Genomic DNA, 26,500 nt, shown 5'->3' on the forward strand with positions numbered 1-26,500 from the left:
CCGGCATCGCAGCGGCGGGCCGAAGGGCAGTACCGGCCGCGACGGGCCACCTCGTCGAAGCCTGCCGTACGCCCCGCCACGAAGCCAAAGGCCATGCCCCGGAAGGCAAGGCCCGGCCCCTGCCATGGCTGTGAGAGTGACGAGCCGTCCTGCCGGACTCCACCCCACGTCCCGCCATCGCATCCGGCTGGTGGACCCACACGTTCCGACTGTCCTGGGAGACGGCACGGCCAGTCGGTCAGCGGTTTCTGGTTACGCGTTGAGCGCCGACCAGAGCCACTGGCCGCCGACCCGGACGTAGAGCCGCTTGTTCGCCGAGTCCACGGCCATGGTGCCGTCCAGAGGCTGACGGGTGAAGGAGGCGTCGGAGACCGGGCCGGGCACCAGACGCAGGGGCGGGTTCGGCGCGTTCTTGACGGGAATCGTTCCGGTCGCCTGGGCGCCGAGGGTGCCGTAGCTGTTCTCCACCCGGAAGTCGCCGCTCGAAGACTGCTCGTAGTAGATGTGGGTGCCGGTGGGTGCGGTGCCGTAGAGCCCGACGACGTTGCGCAACACGGCGGTGGAGCCCTGGCCCGAGTAGAGCGCGACGCCCGCGTTGACGGTGGCCTTGTCCCGGTTGGCGATGACCACGTTCTCCAGCGCACTGGAGCTCGCCGCCCAGCTGATGATGTTCCGCGCGGTGGCCGGTGTCCCCGCCGCAAAGTCGCCGGCGTAACAGTAGATGTTGGTGGCGTAGACGTGCTTGCAGCCCGCGTCGGTCTTCAGGTGCGGGCCGCCCTGCATGCGGGAGGTCTCGAACTTGCAGTCGGTGATGTAGACGCCGTTGGGGTTGTTGGTCGTGACGGCGCCTTGGCCGACCCACAGCGCGCCGGTGCCGAAGGCCTCCAGGCGGCAGCCGGTGAAGTGGATCTGATTGATGTTGTCCTTGCTGTGGCCCCAGGCGCCGTCGGTGGCGGAGGAGGCATTGCGCAGCCAGATGTTGGGCTGGGTCGTGCTGGCGGTGGTGCCGGTGCAGTCCTCGATGACCAGGTTGTAGAAGCGGGAGTCCCAGAACTCCACGGCGTCGATGCACATGTCCTTGTTCGAGGTCATGAAGACGTCGCGGAAGTAGGAGTTGTTGTTGTAGTAGAGCTCCAGCAGCAGGCCGGTCTTGCCGTTGCCGTTGAAGCCGAGGTTCTCGACGGAGCAGTAGCGGCGGTGGGTGGAGCCGGTGGAATAGGCCGCTCCCGTGCCGGACATCCGGAGCAGGATGCCGTCTCCGCCCTTGATCAGCATGGAGGCCTTTGCCCCGGCGCCGGCCAGGCGGATGCCGTCGGCCTTGACGGCCAGCGCAGGTGCGCCGGCTGCGGGCTTGACCAGGTACTTCCCGACGGGGAGGTACACGGTGCCGCCGCCCGCCGCGGCCGCCGCGTCGAGTGCGCGCTGGATGGCGGCGGTGTCGTCGGCGTAGCCATCGCCGACCGCGCCGTGACTCTTGACGTCGAACCAGTCCGGCGTTACCGCGGCCGTGGCCGCCGCGGCGGCCGTACCGCCGCCGGATATCAGCGCGGTCCCAGTGAGCCCGGCCACTGCTCCGGTCAGCAATGCACGGCGGGCTGTCTTCAACTGTTCGGTCATGGTCTCCCCCTTGTGATGACGGACAACAGAGATGATCTTGTCACCCGGTGCCGACAGTTGAGGGGTTCCGCCCTCGTGGACGTGAAGGGCGCTCTCCGTCTGTTCCGGCATGCGTTCAGCCCGCAGGGCTTCGCTCGCTCCAGCATTCCGGACGGTCCGTCCGCGTGGCGGTACGGGACGCCGTCGGCGCGAGCTCCAGCACGCCGCGCGAACGCCGGAAGATCGTCGAGCCGGTACGCAACCCGCTGTCCGCTGGCCCGCTGGACGCGAAGCCCCGGGGAGTCGAGTCCGCCTTACCCGTGCGGATGCAGGCGTGTTCCCCTGATCTGCGGGACGCGGGGACGTAGAGTCGGGAGACGTGATCAACGGAGCGCACGTCATCCTCCACAGCCGCGATGCAGAAGCGGACCGCGCCTTCCTGCGGGACGTTCTCGGTGCGAAGAGCGTCGACGCCGGCGGTGGCTGGCTCATCCTCCAGCTGCCGCCCGCCGAGGTGGCCGTCCATCCGACAGACGCGGACCAGAAGCACGAGCTCTACTTCATGTGCGACGACGTCGAGGCGACCGTTGCCGAGCTGAAGGAGAAGGGCGTGGAGTTCACCACGCCGCTCAGCGAGCATCGGTGGGGCAGGCTCATCACCTTCAGGCTGCCCGGCGGCGGTGAGGTCGGGCTGTACGAGCCTCTACATCCGACCGCGTACGACCTCTAGAGGCGACCGTCCACCTTCACCGGGTTGTGCGATCGGCTACGCGCAGCGAGGCCGGTTCCGGCTGCCTGCCACGCCCGTGACGAAGTCGGCGAACGCCTGACCGTGGTCGACGAGATGGTGCTCCAAGGCGCCCGGAGCCGGGGCCCGCTGCCCAACCCGAGCCGGCTGGCCGGCCGTAGACGCGGGACGCGATGAAGCCGGGGTGCCCTGACGGCATCCCGGCTTCGTCGTCGACGGCGAGGAAAGCGGGGGGACTAGTTCAGTGGAGTGGTGAGAAGGAAGTCCGCCCATGGCCTCGCCGTGATCAACAGTAGCAGTCAGGCCGGGATCAGCGCGCGCAGATTCTCCGGCGTGATGACCAGCGAGTCCGGGTGGAGCCCTTCCGGGCGTTCCAAGCCGATGTACGTGACCGGGCCGTCCGGGACCCGGGCCTGGCTGCCGTCCCACGACGTGATGGCCGTGGCCTGATCGGCCATCAGGCTGACGAGGTGCCGCACCGTCAACTGGTCGCGTTCGACGATGCCCCGCACCAGCGTGGCGACCGACACCCGGTTCCCTTCGACCCGGTTGGCGTTCGGGTTGCCCTTCAGGTACAGGTGCAGCCACTTTGCTCGCCACCCGCCGTCGTCCCCACGCAGGAACACCAGCGGCAGGGCGACCCTGCCCGTCCCCCGCATCTCCGACTTCATGCGCACCGTACGCGGCTCGAAGGGGCGGCCCTGCTGCTCGGCGTCGCGCACCATGAAACCGAAGAACGACTCCGCGACCTCCTCGAACCCCTCCCCGGAGAAGATGTTGACCTGCGGGACGATGAAATCGCCGCGTACGACGCCCAGGCGCAGGTTGATGAACTCCGAGGCGCCATCGGGTGCGGGAGCATCGGTGATGTCGCCCGAATGCTCGCCCTCAAGGTCCTGGAGGGCCGTGTACGACAGCCACGTCACGGTCTCGTACGACCCGTCCAGTATCAGCGCCGACAAGTCGAAGTCGGTGGTTCGCTGCGCCTGCCGCCAGTGGACGAAGAACCGCAGCAGCTCCCCGTCGACGGTGGAGAGGGACCCACGGGGCAGTACGCCGAACCCCGCGGCCGTCGCCTTGCCGCTGAGCGGAAGCGCGACGTCGAGGACCGCGGGGTCGACCAGTAGGTGCCCCGGCTCCGGGAGCCGGCGCCGCGTCTCCGCGTCCAGGGCTGCGACCAGCCGCTTGATGTCGGGTTCCGGTACGGGCGGACGGGTGTCGGTGGCGACCCAGGCACGGCCCCCACGGTTGACGAAGAAGCGGCGCCGCACCGCCTCCTGCGTCCGGTTGTGGAAGTGCTCGCGCAACGACAGCAGGACCCGGCCGGAAACGTGGGGGGCGGCCTCCTCAGCAGCGGCCGCGACCTCGTCGCGCCCCTCCTGATCGGGGCACGCGCGCAGCAGCCGGTCCAGCGAGCGCAGCAGCTTGCCCGGGGCGGCGGCCGCCAGCAGCCGCGCCGCGCCCGTGACGTCGTCGGAGCCGAGCAGTTCCTCGACGCGGCTGTCGAGGGTCCGGGCCGCCTTCTCACCGCGGGCGACGGCGAACACGTCGGCGGCATGCGGCCAGCGCGGGTACTCGTGCGGGTGGAGGCGCTCGCCGAGGCGCTTGAACGCCTCGCGGTGGGAGGCGACATCGGCCAGCTTGGCGGGGGACGCGGCGACCGCGTCGAGGCCGGCGAGGAGGGCACGGCGGACCGGCCGGGACAGCGAACGGAAACGGGTCGGCTCGGCGAGGGTCACGTCGCCGTCCGACAGGGCGCAGGCCAGGCGCAGGACGTCGGTGACGGTGTCCAGCAGCAGGTCCGCGCCGCGGTCGAGGCGGGCGCGGTTGACGACGGCGCGGTTCTCCCGGACCGGGATATCCTCGGGCTGGGGGCCGTCGGCGCAGTGCCCGGCGAGCACGGCGAGGTCGCGCAGGCCGTCCTCGCCCAGTGGTGTGGCACTGCCCGCCAGGGCCAGGTACAGGGCGGTGACCTCGTCGTCCGGGGTGCCGCCCGCGTGCAGGACGGTCATGCGGTCGCCTGCGGCGGCGATCAGCTCGTCGTGCGCGGCGAGCATCTCCTCGTACGTGTGCTGGTAGGTGCCGTACGTCGGGAGGGTGAGCAGGTCAACGATGCCGGACCGGAGCTGGTCGACGATCCCCGCGCGCGAAACGTCGTCGACGAGCGCCTCGCGGATGCACTGCATCCAGAACTCAAGCGTGTCCGGCACGTTGGCCGGGAAGTCGACGAAGTAGACGTTGTGCTGGACGTGATCGCCGACCATCGCGCGCACGGTTTCCAGCGTGCGCGACGCGGTGTCGAGGACGACCCCTTCGGCCAGGCCCGAGAGGTGCTCCAGCAGTTCCCCGGAGAGCTTGAAGCCCACGGACAGCAGTGCGGCGTCGAACTGCCGTGCCGCGGCTCCGCCTTGCCCAGCGGGCCCGGAAGGGTTGGGAAGGCGGTGGGTGTGCCTGATGACCAGGGGTTCAAGAGGATGGGCCATCGGGACATGATCCCAGAACACCCGAACGGCCCGCACCCGAGTTTACGACTACCGAGGCGAACCGGCCCAGCTGCCCGAGTCTGGCCTGTCCGGCTCGGAGTGGTGCTCCAGGGCGGCGGTGCTCAGCATGATGCAGCAGGTCCGAGCAGCCTCCACCGTCGCCCGCTCCCACTCGTGCTGCCGCTGAGGCCGCGCGCACCCAACGGTCGGCGCGCACGCCCGCAGGGGCGTCCTTCGGCACGTCCGGTCCTACCCATCAGCTCTGGGGACGGCAGCGCTGAGGGATGAGTACGGCAACTCATGACCGACACTCGGCAGCGGCCGACGATGAGGGCGTCAGCTCAGCGCCAGAAGAACGAGGCCGTCCATGCTCAGCCGAATCGCCGCGGCAGTCGTCCCCATTGCCGGGAGCCTGACCGTCAGCTCCGAAGCCGCATCGGGTCCCGGCGTCGGCAGCATCCTGGTGGCCAACCACACCTCGCTCGCCGATCCGGCCGTCGTGATCGCAGCGCTACGACGGTACGGAATCGAGCCCGTCGTCATGGCCACTGCCGGGCTGTGGCGGCTGCCGCTGCTCGGAGCGGCGCTGCGCCGCGAGGGGCACATCCCGGTCCGGCGCGGCACCGCCCGCGCCGGCGAATGCCTTGACGCCGCAGCCGCCGCCCTTGCGGCCGGGCGCTGCGTGCTGCTCTACGGCGAAGGCCGTTTGCCCGAACGCACCGATGCGGGCGAAGCCCCGCCGGGGCCCTTCCGCAGCGGCCCGGCTCGGCTGGCCGGTATGACCGGAGCGCCGCTCGTGCCGGTGGGCCAGGCCGGCGCCCGCCGCCTGTGCTCAGGCGGGGCGGTCAAACAACTCGCCGGAGCCGTGACCGCGCCGCTACGACGGCCGGACCTGCACGTGCACATCGGCGCACCGCTGCACCTTCGCGGCGCCGTCCCGGAAACGACGCTGCACATCCAGGCCGCCGTCAACGCCGCATGGAAGAACGCGAGCCGCGCCCTGAGCCGGTAACACCGCGTCCGGGGCCGCGGTGGGAGCCCATCAGGCGGCCTCGTGACAGAGCTGGAGCGGTATCCCGGTCCCCCGCGCCTGCCGGTACGGGGCCGCAGGGCGGACGGAGGTCACCCAGGTGGCTGCGAACCGTCCGCCGCCGGGCCGCCGGGGCTGCTGGGGCCGCCGTACGGGCGTCGACGAAGTTCGCAGCGTCTTCGACACGCTCGGCAGGGCCGGCTTCCAGGCCGAGCCGATCTTCTTCGGCAGCAACGACGACTACGTCGTGGACATCCACTGCGGCTCGACGACCAAGGGCACCGGCAAGGTCGACGACCTGAGTGGTGACCAGCACCAGATGGACGGCTTCATCTGGGACGACTCCACCCTCGCACCGCTGCCCGACCGCCTCGCCTGATCCCCACAGCGAGCCCCTGCTCCGCCCGAGCGACGGGCCGGCGGAGCAGACGAGGTCACCAGGATCGCGACCGGCGCAAGCGCGGCAGCGCCGCACCGGCTTCACTCCGGTGCGGCGCTGCGTGCTTCAGGGATCAGGCCTTGACGTTGACTCCGGCCCAGGCGGCGTTCACCGCCTTGGCTTCGGCACTGTTCGCGCCGTAGAGGTCGGTGGCCGCCTTCAAGGTGCCCTCACGGGCACCGTGGTAGTCGGTGGTGGACGTGAAGTACGCGGTCAGTGCCTTGTACCAGATCTGAACCGCCTTGTCGCGGCCGATGCCGGTGACAGCGGAGCCGTCCGCGGTCGGGCTGTCGTAGTGCACGCCGTTGATGTCCTTCGCGCCGCTGCCCTCGGACAGCAGGTAGAAGAAGTGGTTGGCGACGCCGGAGGAGTAGTGCACGTCGAGATCGCCGACGCCGGCGCTCCAGTAGTCGGCCGAACCCCGTCCGTCCTTGCTCGGCTTGTCCTGGTAGCGCAGCGGCTTGCCGTTGCCGAAGATGTCGATCTTCTCGCCGAGCAGGTAGTCGCCCCGGTCCTGGGCATTGTTCGCGTTCCACTCCACCGCGGTGCCCAAGATGTCCGAGGTGGCCTCGTTCAGACCACCGGACTCGCCGGAGTACTGCAGGTTCGCGGTGGCGGAGGTGACGCCGTGGCTGAACTCGTGGCCGGCCACGTCGAGCTGGGTGAGTGGGCGCTGGTTGTTCGCCCCGTCACCGTAGGTGATGGCGAAGGACTGGTCGTCCCAGAAGGCGTTCTGGTAGGCGTTGCCGTAGTGGACCCGGGACACCGGAGCCCGCCCGTCGTTCTTGATGCCGTTGCGGTGCAGGACGTTCTTGTAGAAGTCCCAGGTCTGGGCGGCCCCGTAGGCGGCGTCGACGGCGGCGGTCTGGTTGTTGGCCGGGCTGCCGTTGCCCCATGCGTTGTCCGCGTCGGCAAAGACGGTGCCCGTGCCGCCCGTGCGGTGCTTGAGGTCGACGGTGCTGGATCCGCCGCGCACGCTGTCGACGAGGTCGTAGCCCTTCGACGACTTGGTGGTGTTGAGGCTGACGCTGCCGCTGTACTGGCTTGCGCCGGTGCCGACCGCCCCGGCCTGGGCGCCGGCCGGCTTGGCGGCCTCGGAACCGCCGTTGGCGGTGATGCCGTCGGCTATGTCGTCGATCAACTGGATCTCGTACAGCTTCTCGCCCGTGTCGGCGTCGGTGATGACGCGCAGTCGGCTCGGGGTGACCCCGTCGTGCTGGGTACCGGTGACGACCGTCTCGTAGGCGAGGACGGGCTTGCCGTCGGCGGCCCAGATGACCTTGCGCGGGGCGTCACCGGTGGCGGCACCCGTGGTCTGCGCGGCCTCGGCAGCCTGGACCGCAGCGGACTTGGCGGCGGTCGGGGTCTGCTTCGGGGTGAGTGAGGCGACCTTGATGCTGGTCTGGATGGCCTTGGTGACGGCCTTGACGGCGCCGTCGGCGCCGCGGTGGACGACGAGGTCTCCGCCGAGGACGGGAAGACCGGCGTAGGTGCGGTCGTAGCGGGTGTGGACAGTGCCGTCGGCATCCTTGATGACGTCCTTGACGACCAGCTCCTCCTCGGAACCGAGGCCGAGCGAAAGAGCGGTAGCCGCGACGGAGGTGTCGTCATGCTGCGGAACAGCACCCGCTGATGCACCGGAGGCACCGGCAGCGAGCAGGGTGCCGGTGAGGACGGCGGCGCCGGACACGATGGCGACACGGCGTGCCCTACCGCCGGCGGGGGAAGACGAAAACATGCGTTTCTCCAGAGAGTCGTGGGGAGTTGGACGGGATCGCCGTCCACCTCTGCAAGGAGGAATGCCTTGATGGGTAGGGAGACTCTCAGTAAGCCGTGGACATGTCATGGGGCGCAAAGGGTGGTTCGACCGCTCATGTCGGATTCGCCGCCCGCCTCTTCACGGGAAGGACAAGGCTCCGAAACACGCCGACACAGATGACACGGGAATCCGCAACACGGATGACAAGAAGTCCCCACGGTCCCTACGAGAGCCCCGCGCCGATCGTCCCCTGCAGCGGCATCCCACGGGGCCCGCGCCACCCCCGTCGGTTGGGCCCTCGAAGCCGACCGAAGCGCAGGTGGGCCGGCCAGGCGTCCCGCCGGCGATCGCCCGGCACCCAGTTGAGCGCGCAGGAAACAGCCGCACGGTCCAGGAGTCGTCGAGGCGACGTCGTCGATGACCCGGACGGCTCGACGGAGCATGCGGCCCACGACGCCGGGGACCGGTTGGCGAGGTCAAGTCGATCCCCCGCCCCCGGGGGCCGGCCGGGCCGGAAGGGTTCGCAGGGGCGCTGCCGTGGACAGGATCGACGCATGTATTCCGTGAAGACCGTCCTGACGGCCACCGCCACAGCGCTCCTCGCCCTCGCCGCTCCGGCAGCCGCGGTCTCCGCGGCTCCGACCGCCCCGGCCCGCCCCTCCGTGTCCGCCGCGCCACGTCCCTGCGGGGGCGCCGCGACCTGCTACGTCAGCGTGACGGTCGCTCAGGTTTGGGTGAGCCCCGAACAGGTCCGGCCCGTGGACGCTCCCGCGACCACCAATCCCGCTGACATCCGCGGCTGGTTGACGACCATGTCCCTGGACGAGCGGCGTGAGGTCGCCGGGGAGACGCAGGCTCTCCACGGCGTCCGGGTGAGCATCGACCGCACCGAGTGGCACGGCGGTCTGCTTTGGGACCACGTATGGGTGCACGGCCAGCCCACCCCCAGGGACCAGGCAGGACGGGGCGCCTACCCCGGCTGGATTCCCGACCGGCAGCTGACCACGGAGCACCGGCGCCCGCCCGGCGGCACCCACGAGGAACGCGTTGCCCGCCCCACGGCCCGCGGCTTCGCCACTGCCCGGGCCGCGCTCGCCGGCCGCGAATCCGGGCCGGCGGGCGAGTACTCGTACAACACTTCCTTCCCGGTGGAGGCAGGTCCGCTGCCCGGAGTCGTCACCGCCTACTCTGGCAGCGGTGGCCGGCTGTTCTTCCGGGCTGACGACCTGGCGAAGGTGTCGGACGCAGCGAGCGGCGCGGACGTGGTCGCCGCCGCACGCGCCTTCCTGGGTCTGCCCTACCTGTGGTCGGGCACCTCCGGATTCGGCTACGACTGCTCCGGCCTCACCAGCCAGGTCTACTCCGCCCTCGGCGTGACGATCCCCCGGGACGCGCAGCCGCAGTTCGACGCGGGCGGCGGGCAGGTACCCGCCGGCTCGGCCGCGGGGGTGCGGATCACCGGTACGCAGGACCTCAGGCCCGGCGACATCGTCGCCTTCCGCCCTGCCACCGGCACCGAAGTCACCCACGTCGGCATCTATTCGGGGACGAGGAACGGCGAACCCATGATGATCAACTCGCCTCGGACCGGCGACCCGGTCAAGGAAGAGCCCATCGGTTCCACCGGCCGCGTCTACGTGGGCGCCACCCGCTTCCTCACCCGCTGACATGCGTGGGCACTGCCGTGCGGCGACCCCCCGCCACCACTCCGCCGTCGGGGACGGGTAGGGAGCCTGTGGTACCCGTGCTCGGACGGCGAGGGAGCGGTTGGTGCCGCGCAGCATGCGGAGCGCTGGGCGCTGGGCGAGGCGGGTTCGCTTTGCCGAACGCACTGCGCTTGAGGGCATGCAGGTCGTTGACGTGGCCTGCGAGGGGCCTGGAGCACCATGTGGTGTTGATGCCGAAGACGATGGCGGCAACAGACCACCCCTCCCGAGATGCGTACCGGCCGGGGCCGGTTCGACCGCGGGGTAGGTGCCCGAATGCTCGCGGACGGGCAGACTCGCCCTCGTGTTGGACGGTGATACGCAGGCGCTTCGGAACGCAATCGGAGACCGGGTGACGGGTGGTCCGGACGGCCCGGCCCGCGATCTGGCCGCCCGAACGGGGGTGCGGACGGCGGTGCTGCTGGAAGGGCCGAGCGACCTCGCCGCCGTGCAGGCCCTGGCCGAGCGGCGGCGTCGGGACCTGCCCGCCGAGGGAGTGTGCGTCCTACTGATGGGCGGGACGATGAACATCGGCCGCTTCGCAGCCCTCCTCGGACCGCCCGGCCTCGGGCTGCGCCCGGCAGTTTTGTGCGACGAGCGCGAGCGGCCGTTCTACGAGCGCGGCCTGCAGCAAGCAGGGGCGCCGAACCACCACTTCTTCGTGTGCCTGTGGGACCTGGAGGACGAACTGATCCGCGCGCCGGGCACCACGGAGGTCGAAGAGATCATCCGGGCGGACGGCGATCCCCACCCGGGCAGACGTTCCTGCGGCAACCCGCACAGCACGGCCGGGCCCGACGGGAGCAACTGCGGCGCTTCCTCGCCGCAAGATCCGCTACGCCCGCCTCCTCACCGAGGCGCTCGGCCCCCAAACAGGCACCGCCCCCCTCGACGGCCTCATCACGAACCTGTGGCTCCCGGCGGTGCGGCGCCGTGCCGGCCGCGACGGTGGTTCGGCAAAGGCCCCGCCAGCACCATCGGGCGGGAGTTGCGTAGGCGGATCAGCACGCTCAGGAACGCCGAGTCGGCGAACGCGACGCCGGCAACGTCCAGGGCGAGAAGCTTCGCGCCCGCGGCCTCGGTCCGGCAGGCCTCCGAAAGGCTGCCGACCGAGTCCCGGTCGAACTCGCCCGTACACACGACCACCACCGCGCCCCGGCCGCCGAGCGCGGGCGCGGTGCACAGCGGCGCGCGGTGCACAGCGGCGCGCGGTGACTGTCGTTCTCCAGACTTCGCCGTGCCTCGTGAGACACGGCGGTGGGTGGCCGCGAAGGGCCGTCAGTTGATCTGTTCGGCCAGGGCGAGGATGATGCCTGAGGGGCCGCGGAGGTAGCAGAGGCGGTAGATGTCCTCGTACTGCGCCACCTCGCCGATGAGTTCGGCGCCATGGGGGCGCAGGCGGGCGATGGTGTCGTCGATGTCGTCGACGGCGAACATGACCCGGTGCAGGCCCAGCGTGTTCGGCGGCGCGTTGTGCGATCCGTCCCCGATCGCCGCGGGCGTGTGGTACTGGGCGAGCTCCAGCTTGCCGTGGCCGTCCGGGGTCCGCATCATCGCGATGTCGCTGCGGACTCCGTCGAGTCCGACGGCCTGATCCGCGAAGAGGCCCTCGATCTGCGCCTTGCCTTCGACCTCCATGCCCAGTTCGGTGAAGAAGGCGATGGCGGCGTCCAGGTCTTCGACGACGATGCCGACGTTGTCCATCCGCTGAAGCGTCATGACGGCTCTCCCTCTGCGTTGCGCGGCCCTTTGAGGCCACCGGTATACCCAGGACGGAGCCAGCGGCCCGTTCTCGACACCCGCAAAACGGGCTGAGTTCCGCAGGCCCGCTCCTGGCCCCGCCCCGGGTGCCCCGATCGCCGAACGAGCACCCGCCCATAGGGCGTCCGAATGAAACACCCCGAGGGGTCCGGAGGACCGTGAACTTCGGCTCATGCGCCACCCCGGCACGCAGCGCAGCCTTGCCCGGCACGGCTTCCGCGGCCTGCGCCAGCATCGGCTCGACCGGTGGTCTGAGCACCGTCCCCGGAGCCGCTTTCACGGCTGGTCCCTCTTCCGAGGTCGGCCGGTCCGGCTCCACGCGGCCCGGCAAGGCAGCCGTGGATCATCCATCCGAGGGGCCCGGCGGGGACGTCAGGAGCGGTGCCGGCAGCGACTGCGGCACGGTGGCGGCACACGCCGCTGCTCCCCTGCCCCTCCCCCGCCTGCCCGAGCCACCCACCGCGCCCGAGGACGACCGCGCTCCCGCCCTGCGCGCGGCGGGGCCCGCGAGGCATCCGACGAAAGCCGACACAACAGGCCGGCACCGCTTGAACGATCTCGAAAACCGTCGGGGAAGCGATGTCACCGAGGGTTCGAATCCCACCGCCTCCGTTCTCACGCCCAGCGACCGTGACCGTCCGGTGTTCCCCACAGGTTCCCGTCCTGTCGGGCACGGATGAGGCACGGGGTTTTCAGCAGTTGGTTGCGCCGGGCTGTCCGCGGCTGGGGTTCATGCAGGCGTTGTGGCCCGGGCCGCCGTCGGCGGCGTTCCCGTTGATGGCATCGTTGCCGCCGAGACCGAAGATCGCGTCGGGTCCGGGGGTTCCGTTGAGGATGTCGGAGCGGCTGGTGCCAACGATGACGTTGAGCCCTTGTGGGTTGGCCGGGGTGGCGTTCGCGCACGTCGACACGGGCAGTCCGGAGGTGACGGTCGCCCGAGCCGGGTCGGCGGCGGATCCGGAGGTGCCACCGGGCGGGACGTGGTTCGAACCGCCACCGCCGGAGCCTCCGATAGGCCCCTGCTGGATGCGGTCGGGCGCCGTCCGGGCAGACGTGGCCAAGGGCACCACCACGGCCACGGGCAGCGCCGCCGTAGCCAGCAGGGCAGCGGCACGCCGGGCAGGCCCTCGCAGGCACTCACCCCGCACTGCGGTACCAGGTCGGTCGGAAAGCGCAGGGCGCCGGGTCAGTCTCACGGTCAGGCTGCTCGGCAACGGCCACGGGCGCCCCTGGCGCTCAAGCCTTCGATGGATGCTCCGGTCCCGATTGGGGTCACTTGTCTCATCGACCACGCCCACGCCGTGCGTCCGCTCCAGACACACCGTCAACCGCACTGCGATCCGCCGTCCGCCGTATGCCCGCGTGGGCCGTTCGGGCGCGGCCTGACCTTCACACGTCCACCGATCCCATCCCTGCTTTCTTCTCTGGCGCAGCCGTTGGGGATCGGCTCCCAGCCATGCTCCACCCACCCCTGACCCCGGCGCCCCGCCGGAGGCACCGTTTGGGCCGCCGCGTACGCGGTGATCGCTCACGGCCTCCAGCCCCATCCCCCCAGTGGCCGCGCGTCGGCGCAGCGCGGGCGGAGCGGGCCGCAGGCAGGAGCATCCTCAGCGGAATGCGGAAGCGCTGAATCCCTGAAGCGCGCCCAGTGGAGCGGAGCACAGCCGGGGCTTGATCCGCGCGGCCGTCGCGGGCCCGCCGAACGCATCCTCGGCCGCTCCCGCACCGGCGGCAGGCCCTCCCCCGAGTTCCTCGCACCAGCGGACCGGGACGACGCCGCCTGCACACTCCCTGCGCCCGGGCCGGCCGGCTCAGATCCCGGGTCTCTGAGACGGAAGGACGGAAGGACGGAAGACGGAGCCGACGGCCGCGGTCATCGACTCGCAGTCGCTTCGGGCGGCCGACAAGGTCGCCGCTGGTTCACGGGGCTGGGACGGCGGGAAGAAGGTCGGCGGCCGCAAACGCCACCTGGCGGTGGACTGCGCAGCGCTGCTCCTGGTCGTTCACGTCACCCCGGCGGCCGTCCAGGACCGCGGTGCGGCCGTTCCAGTTTTGAGCCGGCTTCGTGAACTCCACCGCAAAACCGCTCCGGTCTGGGCCGACGGCGGTTACGCCGGCGGACTCGGCGTCTGGGCGAGGAACGCTCCCGACCTCGCGCTCACGGTCGTCAAACGCAGCGACGGCCGGCCCGGGGTCGTGGTCCTGCCCCGCCGGTGGGTCGTCGAGCGGACACTGGCCCGGCTGATGCACCGCCGACGCCTGGTCCGCGACTACGAACGCGTGCCCGCACACCCACGAGGCGTGGTCGTGGGACGGCGCCTCGCACGGCGGCCGGGCTCACTCTGCAGCCGCAGGCGTCCCCTGACCCGATTGGCCCTGTGGGGCGGGCTGCTCAGCGGGTCCGCCCGTAGGTGTCGTCCGGTGCGGGCGGCGGCGTCCGGAGCCGGCGGTGGGGTCATTGCTTCACCCAGATCCGGTAGCGGCCGCCGTACTCGCTGAACAGCGCAGATCGCAGGAGGCTGTCCGCACGGTCGTGGCTGGGGTTGCCGAACGGCAGGTGGGCAAGGAGCCGGTAGTGCGGGTTCCCCTTCAGCGCCCTCGAAATGACACGGTCTACCTGCGGGTTGGTGAACCCGTCGAGGACGATCAGGTCGAACTCGCCGTCGCGCAGGGCCGCGCGGTAGGCCGCGTCGCCGGTGTGGCGGATGTGGTTCCGGTCGGTGTAAGCCATACCGAAGACGCTCCGCCACTGCCAGTGCGCGGTTCTTTCCCGCAGGTAATAGGCGGGTACTTCGGGGGTCGAGCTGAGGTAGTGGCCGTTGCCGTTCACGTCGGAGGAGATCGTCCGGATCATCCGGGAGGAATCCGGCCAGCTGCCGAACCTTCCGTCCGCCTGCGCGATGCCCAGGCACAGCGCCGCCGCCCACAGCGCGATGCCCAGGTGGGGGTGGCGGAAGTGTGCACCCACAAGCCGGGTCAGGCCGACGCCCGCCAGGGGCGCGGCAAAGAGCAGACCGTAGCCGATGTGCTTGAACAGCGACACCATGGTCCCCAGGTGCACCTGGTAAGCGGGCGCGAACAGCGCCGTGGTGCACAGCAGCGAGCCCAGCAGCACCCGCGTGCGGCGGCTCGGATCGCGGAGCCGCCACGTGAGCGGCGACTCCCCCATGCGGCTTCGCCGGACGTACGAGATCGCGCCGCCGACGGCGGTGAGGAACATCAGGCCGCCCCACTGGGCCGACTGCCAGAGCAGGAACCCGGCCCCGTCGGAACCGTGATCCCGATGGGTCGTGGTCCGTCGCACACCGGCCAGTAGATCGGTGCCGTGCATGCCGAGCGCGAGGAGCCCGGCCGTGCCGAGGGCGAGCAGCAGGGCCCGCGCGATTGCCTTGGCGCCCTGGTGGGGCCACGCGGTGAGCAGTGCGAGCCCGACCAGGGTCGGCAGGTAGAGGCCGGCCGCGTACTTGACGCCGACCGCGAGGACCGCGACGGGCACGGCGACGAGCACGGCGGTCGCGGGTGCGCGGTCGGTGCGCACGATGATCCAGGTGGCCAGCGCGAGGAGGAACAGGGCGGGCGCGTCGTGGGTGGCGAAGTACCCCATGACCACGGTCGACTGCATGACGGCGAACAGCGCGGCGGCCGCCAGCCCGGCGCGCTCGTTGAACAGACGCCGGGTGAAGGAGTACAGCAGCCCGGTGGTGCCCAGCATGAAGAGCAGGCTCAGCGTTCGAGCGCCGGAGAGCCCGAAGCGGCTGTCCACGGCGGCGGCGAGCACCGGGTACAGATGCGGCGAGCCGGAGAAGTACGCGGCGTAGTCGACCGCCGATGGAGTGCCCTGCAGCAGGTGGGCCAGTTCGGCGTGGCCGGCCGTCAAGTACAGGGCCTCGTCCTGGAAGGCCGTGTTGGACAGCCGCAGGGACAGCGCGGATTGGAGGGCCAGCAGCAGCAGGAGGACCGCCCGGCTGACCCAGGTGCGGCGTCGACAACCGGCAGGACTCCACGCCGCCGGAGGCGTCTTCGGCAGGCGGTAGGTCGGCGCCCGCTGCTCTCCCGGCCGGGTCGGAGCCGGGGGGACGGTCCGGGTGGCGCGCTCCGTCGATGTCATCGGGCACTCCGCACGTCGAAACCGTAGAGGTCGTTGGCGGAGAGGCGCCGGAACTCGGCGACGCCCTCCGGGTTCGCGGCAAGCCGCCAGTCGGCTCGCGCCTTGTGGTCGAACCAGGCGAATCCAATGATGTCGCGGGCGGCCGTGACGCCGTCGAAAAGGGTGCGCACGTCTTCCTTGCGATGTCGGCCGGGCATCGCGCCCGTTTCCAGGATGAGCCGCGGCTTCTGGGTGAACCGCTTGATCTCGCTCAGGGTCGACCCGAACAGTCCGGTGAACGAGTGCGGGTCCCAGTCGGTGAAGTAGCCGACCAGCCCGACCCAGTCGACGTAGCTGTCGCCGGGGTAGTAGGCGCTCAAGTCCTGGTGGGTGCCCGGTCGGAGGATGTTGGGGGACCAGGTCCAGATCACGTTGGTGGCGCCGGCGTCCTGGAAGGCGTCGTGGATGTGTCGCCAGGCCCTGACGTACTCCTTGGGCGTGGTCCCGGTGGTCCCCCACTGCTCCCAGTCGCCGTTCATCTCGTCGGCGAAGCTGATCGCCAGGGGGAAGCTCAGGGCGCGGACCGCTTTCGCGCACCCCCGGATGTACTCGTCGAAGGCTCCGTCGGCGATCCGGGTGAGGGTGGTGTCGTGCGGCTCCCAGGACATCACGGTCAGTGCGCCCGAGTTCCAGGCGTCGCGCATCCCCTTCGCGTCGAAACCGTCGCCCCAGCCCGCGTAATAGGCGATCAGGTTCGGCCGCTTGCCGACCATCCTGGCCCAGTCGTGCACCGGCTCCATGGAGTGCGGGGCTCCGGGGCGGAAGACGCCGAAGTACTTCTTCGGCGGGTGCAGCAGCGGGCGTACGTCGTAGGGTCGGTGCGGGGCGGTGGCTGCGGTGCGGTAGGCCGTGAAGGAGGGCGCGCAGGCGGTCAACGCGAGGGTGAGGGCGGCGAGCGGCAGGAGCACGGCCGCCGTGACACGTGTGACGTGCGTGATGCGTGGACCGCGTGTGGCGTGCATCAGTGGGCTCCCATCGCACGGGGCGGCAGCAGGACCCGCGCGACGATCAGCGCGTAGAAGAGTCCGGAGGAGAGGAGGAGGAAGAAGTCGGCGGGGTCGAGCGTGAGCGCGCGCCATGCCGCGGCGCCCACCCAGAGCAGCGCGGTGCCACCGCCCCACAGCCCCACACCGGCCAGGCGCCCCTTGGTGCCGCTCCGCTTCGCCGCGGAGGAACCGGTGGCCTGCCAACCCAGGCTCCGGCCGTGCAGGATGTCGCGGATCGCGAAGGCGTGCGCCCAGCCGTACATCATGCGCGCGGCCCAGGCCTCCAGACGGTAGGGCACCCGGTGCCACATCGAGAACACCGTGGTGGTGTAGAGGATGCTGGGGAGGACCAGCCACAGGTTCTCGACAGCGACCTTGTCGGGGAGGAAAAGCAGCAGGAGGATCGGTACCAGGGGCGCGGCGAAGGTGAACAGGGCCGTGTGGGCGTAGTAAAGGAAGCCCGACAGGTAGCAGAGCCTGCTGGAGATCCGGAGCCTGGCCTGCCAGAACTTGGCGCTGCCCAGCAAGCTCATCGACCCGGCGCACCAGCGGTACTGCTGGTTGAAGAAGGCGTCGGCGTCGTCAGGGCACACGCCCGTCGACAGCGCCAGCGGTACGTAGCGCAGGTCCCAGCCCAGGCAGCGCAGGTCGAAGCCGGTGTGCACGTCCTCCGAGTGCTCGATGAGGGTCGTTCCGCCGTTCTCCTCCAGCGCGGTGCGCCGGTACACGGCGCAGCTGCCGACGCAGATCGCCGCGTTCCTGTGCTGCCGGGAGACCTGGACGGTCCGGTAGAAGAGCTCCTGGACGGCGCCGGCGCCGCGCTCGATCCAGTTCTGTGCGTCGAGCACCCGGAAGAACTGCGGTGACTGGACGATGGCGAGCCGCTCGTCCGCCTCCAGGTACGGGAGCAGTTCGTGGAGCAGATCCGGGCGGGGAGCGAAGTCGGCGTCGAGGACGAGGATGTACGTACCGTCGGTGCGGTCGAAGCCGTAGTGCAGATTGCCGGCCTTCTTGAACCAGCCGCGGTTGGGGCGGGTGGCGTAGCGGAAGCCGAAGTCGGCCGCCATCGCGCATAGTTCGGGGTTGGCGGAGTCGTCCAGGACGAACGGCACGCAGCGGCCCGGGTAGTGGTCGGCGAGGGCGCGCACGTGCGTCCAGGTGTTGTGCAGCACCTGGATCGGCTCGCCACACACCGGCAGGAAGATGTCGACCCGGGGGTGGACTCCGGGGCGCCAGTCCAGCACGAGCTGCCGGTGCCGCGCGAGATCGAAGTCATGGGTGAACAGGTTCACCCAGAGCGAGGTCAGGTAGTAGAACACGGTGAACGCGAGCAACGGGGCGCACAGCCACAGCAGGGGTGCGGAGGAGATCAGCCGGTACTGACTCACCAGCAGGCAGCCCATGCTCAGGAGCGAAGCGGTGGTCAGCACCCACTGGCGGCGTTCGGTGTAGGCGTATTTCTCGGCGTCCGAGGGTGGTGCCGGCAGCAGGCCGGGGGCGACGGGCCCGGCCTGCTGCTGCCCGGGCCCTCGCTTTCGTGTACCTGGACGCACCACACGGGCGGCCTCAACTGAACTCACAAGGATCTCCCGGGCCACCTGCCCCGCGCGGATCGAGGCGACATGCGAGGAAACATAGAACGGAGTCCAGGAGCCGGTGCGCTGACGCGATCAACTATCGCCACATTTAACCCGAAATAACGCATCTCCGGCACGAATTACCACATCAGAGCATTTATCGTATGCATGGTTCTCTCGGAGCGTGGAGTGGTGACCCGCTAAGGATTTGAAGGTGGGGAAGCGGCCTCGTTACGACGCCGAGTTCCCGCAATGGGGGCCGTGCGGCCGGACAGGCTGGGCGGCGGAGTCCGGCGCGGGCCTGTTGGAGGACGCCGCCGTCCCGCGCGAGATGACCCTCGACGAGATCCGGTCCACCGTGGCCGACTTCGCCGCCGCCGCCCGTCACGCCGTTGCCGCGGGCTTCGCCGGAGTGGAGGTGCACGCCGCAAACGGCTTCCTGCTCCACCAATTCCTGGCCCAGGGCAGCAACCGGCGCACGGACGCCTACGGCGGCCCGGTGCCCACCGCATCCGGTTCGTCGTCGAGGTGGTCCAGGCCGTAGCGGAGGCGATCGGCCCCGGGCGGGTGGGCGTGCGCATCGCGCCGGGGCTCACCGTCAACGGCATCGAGGAGGGCGATACCGAGGACATCTACCCGACGCTGATCGACGCCCTGGCGGACTGGAGCCTCGCCTACGTCCACGTCGTCTTCGCCGACCCGGACCAGCCCCTCTTCCAGCGGATCCGCAAGATGTGGCCCGGCACGCTCATCGCCAACCCGGTGCTCGGTTGGGGGCAGCCGCTGCCCGCCGACGGCGGCCGGGAAGCGGCCGAGCGGCTCCTCACCGCGGGAGCAGACCTGATCTCCCTGGGCCGGCCGTTCCTCGCCAACCCGGACCTGGTCGAGCGGCTCCGTACCGGCGCACCGGTCAACCAAGTGCGCGACGAGGCCCTCTTCTACACGGGCGGGGCGGACGGGTACACCGACTACCCCACGCTCGACACCGCCGGCCGGGGAACAGAGGCCTCCACGCGGGTCGTACGGTGATCGCGCGACGCCAGTGTGCACCGCCTCGATGTGGCGGGCGGACGCTGGCGTCATGCACCGCCTGGACGAAGGCGCGCAGCCGGGCACTCTCGCCCGAAGTGGGCCAGCCGAGCGACCACTCCGTGTCCGGGGCGTCCGATCGTCAGAGCGCGGTGTTCAGCGCCACCGGACGCCTGAGGGACCTGCCCGTTCAGTGGGAAGCTGGAAGCACCGCCCTGAGCAGCCTGGCTCGCCGGGACTGCGGCGCACCGGGACGATGTCCGAGGTCGCCCACCGCTCCTCCAGCGCGGCCGTGGCGGCCCGGACGGTGTCCATGTCCCCGCCGGAGCCCTTCGCGGCCGTACTGCTCGCAGGCGGGCACCCACGACCTGTGGCCTCCCGCACCGGCGGCGCGGCGGCGGGAACGGCGTGCCAGAAGCCGAGGGCAGCGTCACCGACGGCGAGGACGGGCGCACGGATCCCGCGCCATTACTTGGGCCTCTCCGTTGCCGTGGCGCTGGCACAGACGGGGTGGGTGCGGGCGGCATAGGAGCGGGCGGCCACAAGGAGGCCGATGCCCAGACCGGCGAATGCCAGGCCGCCGAACTCGACCATCCAAGTGATCCCCGAGCGGGTGGTGAACGGCGGGGACGGCTTGGTCTTGGGCAGCACCCCGACGGCCATGAGCGGGGCCGTGACGACGAGGACGGCCCCGTACATCGTCAGGGGGATGCCGGTCAGCCAGGCCGGGATCAACGGCAGCAGGCGCGGGACCCGCCGTCCGGACAGGACCACCGTCCAGCGGGGGAACACCTGCCCCCACGCGTACAGCAACCCCAGCAGCAGGAAGACCCCGACCATCGCGGCCAACACGGTCACGTCGATCCCCGCCGTTGCGGCCGCCTGCGACGGCCCCGACGCGCCGACGCGCGTCGTCCTCTGCCAGTCATCGCCCGCGACGCCGAGCGCGTTGCCGCCCAGCGTCCAGATGGTCTTGGCTCCCGCCCACGGCAGAAGTCCGCCCATGAGCAGGTACACCGCGACGCAGGTCCGCCTCGGGGCTCGGGACGCGGCCGGGTGCGCAAGCGGGCCGTCGGCTGCGCCGGCGTGCGGCCGCCCGCATCGAGGGCAGTTTCCACGCAGCCGTCGGCGGTACGACAAACCGACGAGGAGCAGGATGGCCGCACCGGCCGTGTTCAACAGCACCTGAGCCAGCCCGGTGGCGCTCTCCACCCCCGAGAGCGTCGCAATTGCCACGAAATGGATCGGCAGCCCGACCATTCCCAGGACGAACACCGGGAGCGCCACGATCAGCGCCGTCGCCACCGCAACCCCGCCTAGCTTGGAGAGAGTTCGGGTGCTGGCCAGACAGGCGCCGCCGGCCAGGAGCGCGAGGGCCGCGAGGAAGAGCTGGACTCCCGGCGCGTACGCGGAGTGCGCCTTCCATTGCACGATGGTGCCCGTCACCGCCCAGGTGACCTCGACAGCGGCGTACAACACACCCCACACTGCGGCGACCATGGGCGCCCACACAGGCCACCGCCGCCACCACAACACCCGCCCCGGGCTTGCGGTCGGCGGCTTGGGAACGCCGCCTACCTCCGAGTTCGCAGGAACAACCACCGTGACCCCCGTATATCCGCATTGCCGACGCTCCAAGATTCCGCGTCACCCGCGCCGATCACATCCATCCCACGGATCATCCGGCTTCCCCCGCACAGGGGAAGCCGGATAGTGAGTGTCAGCCCGGCCGGAGGATTACGGTGCGGGGCGCCGACCGTTGTCGTAACGATCAGGGCCCTTTCACCGGTCGCGTGGTGTAGGCCGCATGCTTCTCAGCGGTGGTTCGGTACAGCACGCACTGGCGCAGCGGACCCGCGGGCACGCTCGGATCCTCGAAGTCGTCAGCTCCGTCCCGGGTCATGCCGATCCGGCGCATCACTGCCTGGGAACGAACGTTGGTGATGGTCGTCGACGCGACGACCTCCGGCAGTCCCAGAACCTCGAATCCGAAGGCCAGACAGGCCGAGGCGGCCTCGGTGGCGTAACCGTGCCCCCACGCCGAACGGACCAACCGCCAACCGATGTCCACTCCCTCGAAGGGCAGGTCCTCGTGGACCTCGTCCAAGCCGGCACGGCCGATGAACTCGCCGGTCTGCCGTGCTTCCAGCGCCCACCATCCGAAACCTCGGTTGTCGAACTCCGCCTGCATGAGTGCCGCCGCGGCATCGCTTTGATCGCGTGTCAGCAGCTCCCCCAGGTGTTCTCGAACCTCAGGGTCCGCATTCATCGCCGCCCACGGCTCAAGGTCGGACTCCCGCCACGGTCGGAGGAGGAGACGGTCGGTAAGCAGTTCTGACATGCGGCCAGCCAACCTGATCCAGATCAGGGTGTCGATCGGTTAGCGAGGCGTACAACTGCGCAACTGCATCGGGTCGACCGGCGACGGGTACACCTTCGACCCGGCCGTCACCTCCGACTGGGACCACTTCCCACAACTGGCCCCGCGCGGTCAGGCTGCCGGCCCCGCCGGCGTTACAGATCTGGAAACGGCGAGGGGGCTGGTCCGCGGCCCACCGTTCGACGGCCGGACTCTGGCCTCCGCCGACCTCGTCATCCAAGACATGCTGTCCCGGATCACCGACACCTCCCACACCCTAGCCCGCTGACACGCCGACGGCCCGCCCCCGACCTCGACCCCGCCCGCCACACCGTCGGTCAAGCCCTGGACATCCGGGAGCGGCTGGCCTGATTGGCATACGGCGCCGAAACGGGAGCAACGGGGCGCCAGATCCTGGTCGTTCTATCGGGCGAGGCGGTCCCGGGTGATGGCGGCGAAGAGCAAGCCGAAGTCGCGCAGGGCCGTGCTGTCCGTTTTGCGCCGTCATCGGCCCTCGCCGGACTGCCATCCGGTCGGCAGCGCGGGCAGGTCCCCGTGCGTGACCTTGAATCCTCCTTCGGTGACCGGGGCGAAGGGAGCAGGGGCCATGCACGTGCCGACCCTGGGCGCGATGAGCTTGCCATCGACGACGTCCACGTTGGAGACGCCCCAGCTGAAGGCGAACCGGCCGCGGCCCGGGCCCCCGCTCTTGACGCTGAACCCGTAACGCGTGCCGATCTCTTCGGGGTCGGCCGATTTGGTGATCACGGCGGTGAGCGTTGCGGTGTCGCCTCCGGTGACCAGGCAGTCCACGGCGGCCTCCGCCGTCCGGGTCTCCTTCGTCCTGGCGACCCAGTGGGAGAAGGTGACCTTGCCGCGGGCGTCGGTGGGCATTCCCTTCGGCAACTGGTCAAGGGGACGACTGAAGGGCGCCGCGGTCGCGTCGACGGTGAAGCGGATCTCGTCGTCGGGCGAGTAGGCGTAGAAGATCCGTCCCTGTCCGCTGACCTTGGCGGGGCCGCTCGGCCTGTTCGCGGAGGCGGAGGACGGTCCGCTCAGCGTGGCGAGGACCGTCGTGGCGGCTATCGCCCCGACGGCGATCCGGCGGCGCGGGGTGGAGGGGATGCCGGACATGCGTGCTCCTTCGGTCGGTGGACCGCCGTCTCGGCGGCCGTGGTCTCGGTGACGGGCTCCACCCTCGCTCGGCAGCGGGGCTGGGGCCATCTGCCGATCAGCGGATCTCCCGCTCCGCCAGGCCGTTGTCCCTCTGCCGGTCGGCAGAGGGAGCGCGGCGGCACCTGCCCGTAGGATCAAGGAGTGGGAAAGATCGAGCACTTCGGGCGCAAAGATGTCGTCCTGGCCGCAGCCGCTGTTGTCGCCGGGTGTACGGCGCTCAGCGCCGTCGCCGCCGTGCACGGGGGCGTGTCGAAGCCCTACGGGGCGCCGTCGGCGGTCGCCGCCGCGACGACGCTGCTGTGGGCCCTGGCCTGTTGGCCCCGCTCACGCGAACGTCTCGCCCTGCCGCTCTCGTTCGCCGGAGCCCTGTCCATGGCCACCACTGCCCTCGCGACCCCGCCCACCGTTCCCAGTGCTTCATGGGCGCGACTCGTGGAAGTGGTCGTTCTGCTGGTACTGCTCGTCGTCGTGGCCCGCTGGTCTCCCCTGCGGCCAGCAGCGGGGACGGTCGTGCTGGTGGGTTCGGCGGTGGCGGCGTGGACACTGCCGCTGGTGCCTGAGGCCTCGCTGCTGTCGCTCGCGGGCGCGGCGGCGTTCTGGTCCCTGCCCGTACTGGGTGCAGCCGTCATTGGGGGCTACCCGCGGCTGATGGAACACCGCAGGCAGCGCCTGGTCGTCGAGACCCGGCGCTCCCAGCAGCTCGAACTCGCCCGCGACCTGCATGACTTCGTCGCCCACGACGTCAGCGGCATGGTGGCTCAGGCGCAGGCCGCGCGCTTCGTCGCGAAAACGGACCCCGGGCAGGCCCTGTCGGCCCTGGAACGCATCGAGGCGGCCGGGCTCAACGCGTTGGCGTCGATGGACCGGATGGTGAAGACGCTTCATGACGCGGACGGCGGCGACGCCCGGCCACCGGGAGCCGACGGTGTCGAGCCACTGCCCGGCGTGGACGCGCTGGCCCCTCTCGTCGCACGGTTCTCCTCTGCGGGGCCGGCCCCGGCGGCGAATCTGTACGTGACGCCCGGCGCCACGGACGGCCTCTCGCGGGCCGCCGGTTCGACGGCCTACCGGGTCGTCGTCGAAGCCCTCACCAACGTCCGCCGTCATGCCCCGGAGGCCTCTCAGGTCGAGGTGTCCCTCACCCCGACCCGTACGCCTGACGGCGCGCCCGCGCTCCGGGTCGAGGTGGCCGACGACGGCGCCGGTGGCCGTCCCGCCGACCGGGCTAACCCGCGTACGGCCGTGCGTCGGCTGGGGGACGGTCACGGCGGTCGGGGCCTGATCGGCCTGCACGAGCGCGTACGGGCCACGGGCGGCACGTTGACCTACGGGCGACGCAGCGAAGGCGGCTGGCGGCTCGTTGCGGTGCTGCCCGTGGCGTCGAAGTCGGCAGGCGCCCCCATTGCAATGGAGCGCTCCTCGTGAACCACGCACCCACCCGCATCCTGCTGGCCGACGACCAGGACGACGTCCGCAGCGGCTTCCGTCTCGTCCTGGACTCACAGCCCGACATGACCGTGGTCGGCGAAGCCGCCGACGGAGCCACGGCACTCGAACTGGCCCGGAGCCTGCGGCCCGACGTCGTCCTTGCCGACATCCGTATGCCGCGACTCGACGGCCTCGAACTCACGCGCCGCCTCGCCGGACCGGAGGCCGCGCCTCCCACCCGGGTCATCGTCGTAACCACCTTCGACCTCGACGAGTACGTGCACACCGCCCTCCACAACGGCGCCAGCGGTTTCCTCCTCAAGCGCTCCGGCCCCACCCTGCTGATCGAGGGCGTCCGAGCGGCCATGGCCGGCGACGCGCTCATCAGTCCGCAGATAACCGTCCGCCTCCTGCGCCGGCTCGCGTCGACGCCGTCGACGCCGTCGCCGTCGTCCGGCGCCTGCCCGCCGGCCGAGGCACGCGCGGCGGATCCGCTGACCGACCGCGAGCGCGAGATCGTGCGTCTCATAGCCCGCGGCCATACCAATGCTCGGATAGCCGCCGAACTCTTCATCTCGCCGGGAACGGCGAAGACCCACGTCGCCAACATCCAGACCAAGCTGAAGACCGCGAACCGGGTCGGCATCGCAGCATGGGCCTGGAAGACGGGGCTGGCCACCCCGGAGCCTTGAACCGGCCCGCACCACTGGTCTGCAAGGTTCTTGATTCGACCACCGCCGTCGTCTCACGGCAGACGCAGCAGGCGTCAACTCACCACCCGCATCTGTGACGGCGTGGCACTCCGAGCAGGACCAGATCTGCTCTTCCCCGGAACGAGAATCCAGTGGCGGATCAAGGCCCCTATGACGACCGCTGCTACCGCATTACTTCCAGGGCGAAGCGTCAGGGGCAGCGCGCGGCGCACGCCCTGCCGAACGGACCGAGGAGGCGCTGGCCGCGGGGCGCAGGCGCTGCGCGGGGTTCGTACCGGAGACTTCTGGCTCACCGGTGCTGAAGCCTCGCGTCATCACCCCGACTGGCGGCCCCGCTCGTGCATGCGGCCTATCCGAGGTTGCAGCGGCGTGCACCGTTGGCGACGCTGGCCAAGGTGCCTGAGCAGAACGGCTTGTCCTCACTGCCCGTCGGCATCTGCGGGGACGAATGCAGCAACCACAAGGAGGTCGTCTTGGCATCGGTGACCCGAATTCCGCTGGATGGCGGGGGCTGCATTCTGGTCGAGGACCCAGCGGGCGTGTTGGAGGGACCGGTTAAGGCCAGCCGCATCGGCGAGGCCATTGGCGAGCTGCCCAGGACGCTGCAAGAGGCACTTGTACCCGTCACGGAGGCGGCGCGCGCCACTCTCGACCAACTACGCAAGGCCCGTCCCGACGATATCGCGGTCGAGTTCGGTGTCGACCTCGCCGTCGCGGCCGGGGCAGTGATCACGAAGACCCAAGCGGCCTGCCACCTCAGAGTGACCATGTCGTGGAAGATGAAGGACGACACGGATCGTCCTCCTCGTACGGACGCAGGCGAAGGCTGAGGCGATGGCCAACGCAGCGAAGACACCGACAGCGGCTTGGCGTAGGGCCTGACCGCTGCGGTAGCACAGGCCCTCGGACCGGCAGCCGTCGGACATCTGGCAGGTGCTGGTCGACCTGCACGACGCTGTGGCTGGCTCGCCCGGACGGTGGGTGCCCCTGCCTCCCACCGTCATCCTCGCCCTGGGGCCAGCCCTGCGGGGAGCCCGGGGCAGGCCGCGGCCCCGTACGGCAGAGGCCGTTCCGCCTGCGCCCGCCGCACTGCCGGTGCCCAGCTGAACAGTCCTGGATCTGCGCCATCCGAGGATCGCCGACACGGCGCAGCGGGCCGTCACCCTTGCGGGGAAGAGCGAGGCCCTGCGCCGTGCCCATACCGCCCGTGCTGTCGTGCACGTACTGGAGAGACACCGGGTCGGCGTGCACAATGCACGGTCCGACGGTGAGGCCGAGCTCGCGGAGAAGGCGCTGGCGCCGGTGCTGGCGCTGTGCGAGGAAGAACGTGCCGCCATTCTCGCCGAGGGCACCTACGGCCCGGCCCCGCCCTCGACGGCCTTGCCTCCCTTCCCCCAGCTGGAAGGGACCCTCGCGCCGGCCCCTGACACCGTCCGTGCCGCGGTCTACGTCGCCCGCCACAGCGACAGCACCAGCACCTCCCCGTACCTGTTCGCCTCAACCCCGGAGCCTCTTCCGTGACGGGATGACCGAGGCCCACCGAATGCACTACCGATAATGGCG

20 protein-coding genes and 3 pseudogenes are annotated in these 26,500 nt (G+C 70.6%); 11 read left to right on the plus strand and 12 right to left on the minus strand.

The features are described 5' to 3' along the window. Positions 1–252 precede the first annotated feature (252 nt). The gene (locus OHA65_RS01480; protein ID WP_405760867.1) at positions 253–1,617 is read right to left on the minus strand and encodes a glycosyl hydrolase family 28-related protein; all 1,365 of its coding nucleotides are present in this window, start codon (positions 1,615–1,617) and stop codon (positions 253–255) included. Between the two features lie 358 nt (positions 1,618–1,975). On the opposite strand from OHA65_RS01480, the gene OHA65_RS01485 reads away from it, so the two are divergent. After that, positions 1,976–2,326 carry a VOC family protein gene (locus OHA65_RS01485; protein ID WP_327281218.1) on the plus strand — a complete coding sequence of 117 codons (351 nt, stop codon included), beginning with the start codon at positions 1,976–1,978 and terminating at the stop codon, positions 2,324–2,326. A 317-nt stretch (positions 2,327–2,643) separates the two neighbouring features. Here OHA65_RS01485 and OHA65_RS01490 read toward each other — a convergent pair whose 3' ends face one another. After that, a complete protein-coding gene (locus OHA65_RS01490; RefSeq protein WP_405760870.1) occupies positions 2,644–4,827 on the minus strand; it encodes a hypothetical protein in 2,184 nt (727 codons plus the stop codon). Between the two features lie 367 nt (positions 4,828–5,194). On the opposite strand from OHA65_RS01490, the gene OHA65_RS01495 reads away from it, so the two are divergent. After that, positions 5,195–5,839: a lysophospholipid acyltransferase family protein gene (locus OHA65_RS01495; protein WP_327281220.1), complete on the plus strand. Its 645-nt coding sequence runs from the start codon at positions 5,195–5,197 to the stop codon at positions 5,837–5,839. A gap of 118 nt (positions 5,840–5,957) precedes the next feature. Next, positions 5,958–6,236 carry a hypothetical protein gene (locus OHA65_RS01500; RefSeq protein WP_327281221.1) on the plus strand — a complete coding sequence of 93 codons (279 nt, stop codon included), beginning with the start codon at positions 5,958–5,960 and terminating at the stop codon, positions 6,234–6,236. Positions 6,237–6,369: 133 nt separating this feature from the next. Here OHA65_RS01500 and OHA65_RS01505 read toward each other — a convergent pair whose 3' ends face one another. After that, a complete protein-coding gene (locus OHA65_RS01505) occupies positions 6,370–8,034 on the minus strand; it encodes a M4 family metallopeptidase (protein WP_328761200.1) in 1,665 nt (554 codons plus the stop codon). A gap of 575 nt (positions 8,035–8,609) precedes the next feature. On the opposite strand from OHA65_RS01505, the gene OHA65_RS01510 reads away from it, so the two are divergent. After that, a complete protein-coding gene (locus OHA65_RS01510) occupies positions 8,610–9,722 on the plus strand; it encodes a C40 family peptidase (RefSeq protein WP_328761201.1) in 1,113 nt (370 codons plus the stop codon). A gap of 346 nt (positions 9,723–10,068) precedes the next feature. After that, positions 10,069–10,672 (plus strand): annotated as a pseudogene (locus OHA65_RS01515) (TOPRIM nucleotidyl transferase/hydrolase domain-containing protein); the annotation flags it as partial. Here OHA65_RS01515 and OHA65_RS01520 read toward each other — a convergent pair. The 3 genes from OHA65_RS01520 to OHA65_RS01530 all read right to left on the minus strand — a co-directional run bounded on the left by OHA65_RS01520 (position 10,662) and on the right by OHA65_RS01530 (position 12,583). Continuing rightward, positions 10,662–10,961: an STAS domain-containing protein gene (locus OHA65_RS01520; RefSeq protein ID WP_327281224.1), complete on the minus strand. Its 300-nt coding sequence runs from the start codon at positions 10,959–10,961 to the stop codon at positions 10,662–10,664. The pseudogene OHA65_RS01515 and the gene OHA65_RS01520 overlap by 11 nt on opposite strands. 78 nt (positions 10,962–11,039) lie before the next feature. Beyond that, positions 11,040–11,480 carry a VOC family protein gene (locus OHA65_RS01525; RefSeq protein WP_328761205.1) on the minus strand — a complete coding sequence of 147 codons (441 nt, stop codon included), beginning with the start codon at positions 11,478–11,480 and terminating at the stop codon, positions 11,040–11,042. A gap of 734 nt (positions 11,481–12,214) precedes the next feature. After that, positions 12,215–12,583 carry a hypothetical protein gene (locus OHA65_RS01530; RefSeq protein WP_329312315.1) on the minus strand — a complete coding sequence of 123 codons (369 nt, stop codon included), beginning with the start codon at positions 12,581–12,583 and terminating at the stop codon, positions 12,215–12,217. Between the two features lie 808 nt (positions 12,584–13,391). Between OHA65_RS01530 and OHA65_RS01535 the strand changes: the two are divergent. Then, positions 13,392–14,021 (plus strand): annotated as a pseudogene (locus OHA65_RS01535) (transposase); the annotation flags it as partial. On the opposite strand, the gene OHA65_RS01540 reads toward OHA65_RS01535, so the two are convergent. From OHA65_RS01540 to OHA65_RS01550, 3 genes are read right to left on the minus strand one after another with little or no spacing between them, the layout of a single operon-like run. Then, a complete protein-coding gene (locus OHA65_RS01540) occupies positions 13,978–15,630 on the minus strand; it encodes a glycosyltransferase family 39 protein (protein ID WP_328761209.1) in 1,653 nt (550 codons plus the stop codon). The pseudogene OHA65_RS01535 and the gene OHA65_RS01540 sit on opposite strands and share 44 nt — an antisense overlap. Beyond that, positions 15,627–16,631, minus strand: a complete 1,005-nt coding sequence (locus OHA65_RS01545) for a glycosyl hydrolase (RefSeq protein WP_327281229.1) — start codon at positions 16,629–16,631, stop codon at positions 15,627–15,629. Before OHA65_RS01545 ends, OHA65_RS01540 begins: the two co-directional genes overlap by 4 nt. Further along, the gene (locus tag OHA65_RS01550; protein ID WP_327285963.1) at positions 16,631–18,058 is read right to left on the minus strand and encodes a cellulose synthase catalytic subunit; all 1,428 of its coding nucleotides are present in this window, start codon (positions 18,056–18,058) and stop codon (positions 16,631–16,633) included. Before OHA65_RS01550 ends, OHA65_RS01545 begins: the two co-directional genes overlap by 1 nt. A 481-nt stretch (positions 18,059–18,539) precedes the next feature. On the opposite strand from OHA65_RS01550, the pseudogene OHA65_RS01555 reads away from it, so the two are divergent. Then, positions 18,540–19,261, plus strand: a pseudogene (locus OHA65_RS01555) (alkene reductase); the annotation flags it as partial. A gap of 468 nt (positions 19,262–19,729) precedes the next feature. On the opposite strand, the gene OHA65_RS01560 reads toward OHA65_RS01555, so the two are convergent. The 3 genes from OHA65_RS01560 to OHA65_RS01570 all read right to left on the minus strand — a co-directional run bounded on the left by OHA65_RS01560 (position 19,730) and on the right by OHA65_RS01570 (position 22,754). Then, positions 19,730–20,761 carry a hypothetical protein gene (locus tag OHA65_RS01560; RefSeq protein WP_329312317.1) on the minus strand — a complete coding sequence of 344 codons (1,032 nt, stop codon included), beginning with the start codon at positions 20,759–20,761 and terminating at the stop codon, positions 19,730–19,732. A gap of 271 nt (positions 20,762–21,032) precedes the next feature. Further along, entirely contained in the window at positions 21,033–21,602 is a 570-nt protein-coding gene (locus OHA65_RS01565) for a GNAT family N-acetyltransferase (protein WP_328765109.1), read from the minus strand. A 522-nt stretch (positions 21,603–22,124) separates the two neighbouring features. Further along, complete coding sequence (locus OHA65_RS01570) at positions 22,125–22,754, minus strand: hypothetical protein (protein ID WP_328761214.1); 630 nt, start codon at positions 22,752–22,754, stop codon at positions 22,125–22,127. A gap of 183 nt (positions 22,755–22,937) precedes the next feature. Between OHA65_RS01570 and OHA65_RS01575 the strand changes: the two genes are divergently transcribed. From OHA65_RS01575 to OHA65_RS01590, 4 genes are all read left to right on the plus strand, one after another. Continuing rightward, the gene (locus OHA65_RS01575) at positions 22,938–24,221 is read left to right on the plus strand and encodes a histidine kinase (protein ID WP_328761215.1); all 1,284 of its coding nucleotides are present in this window, start codon (positions 22,938–22,940) and stop codon (positions 24,219–24,221) included. Next, complete coding sequence (locus OHA65_RS01580; protein ID WP_405760879.1) at positions 24,218–24,916, plus strand: response regulator; 699 nt, start codon at positions 24,218–24,220, stop codon at positions 24,914–24,916. Before OHA65_RS01575 ends, OHA65_RS01580 begins: the two co-directional genes overlap by 4 nt. Before the next feature lie 416 nt (positions 24,917–25,332). Then, on the plus strand, positions 25,333–25,767 hold the full coding sequence (locus OHA65_RS01585; protein WP_405760881.1) for a CU044_2847 family protein: 435 nt from the start codon (positions 25,333–25,335) through the stop codon (positions 25,765–25,767). A 415-nt stretch (positions 25,768–26,182) separates the two neighbouring features. Next, positions 26,183–26,458, plus strand: coding sequence for a hypothetical protein (locus tag OHA65_RS01590; protein WP_327281235.1), 276 nt, complete (start codon positions 26,183–26,185; stop codon positions 26,456–26,458). Positions 26,459–26,500 lie beyond the last annotated feature (42 nt).

Origin of the sequence: Streptomyces sp. NBC_00045, from assembly GCF_045041095.1 — a bacterium.
Lineage (GTDB): Bacteria > Actinomycetota > Actinomycetes > Streptomycetales > Streptomycetaceae > Streptomyces.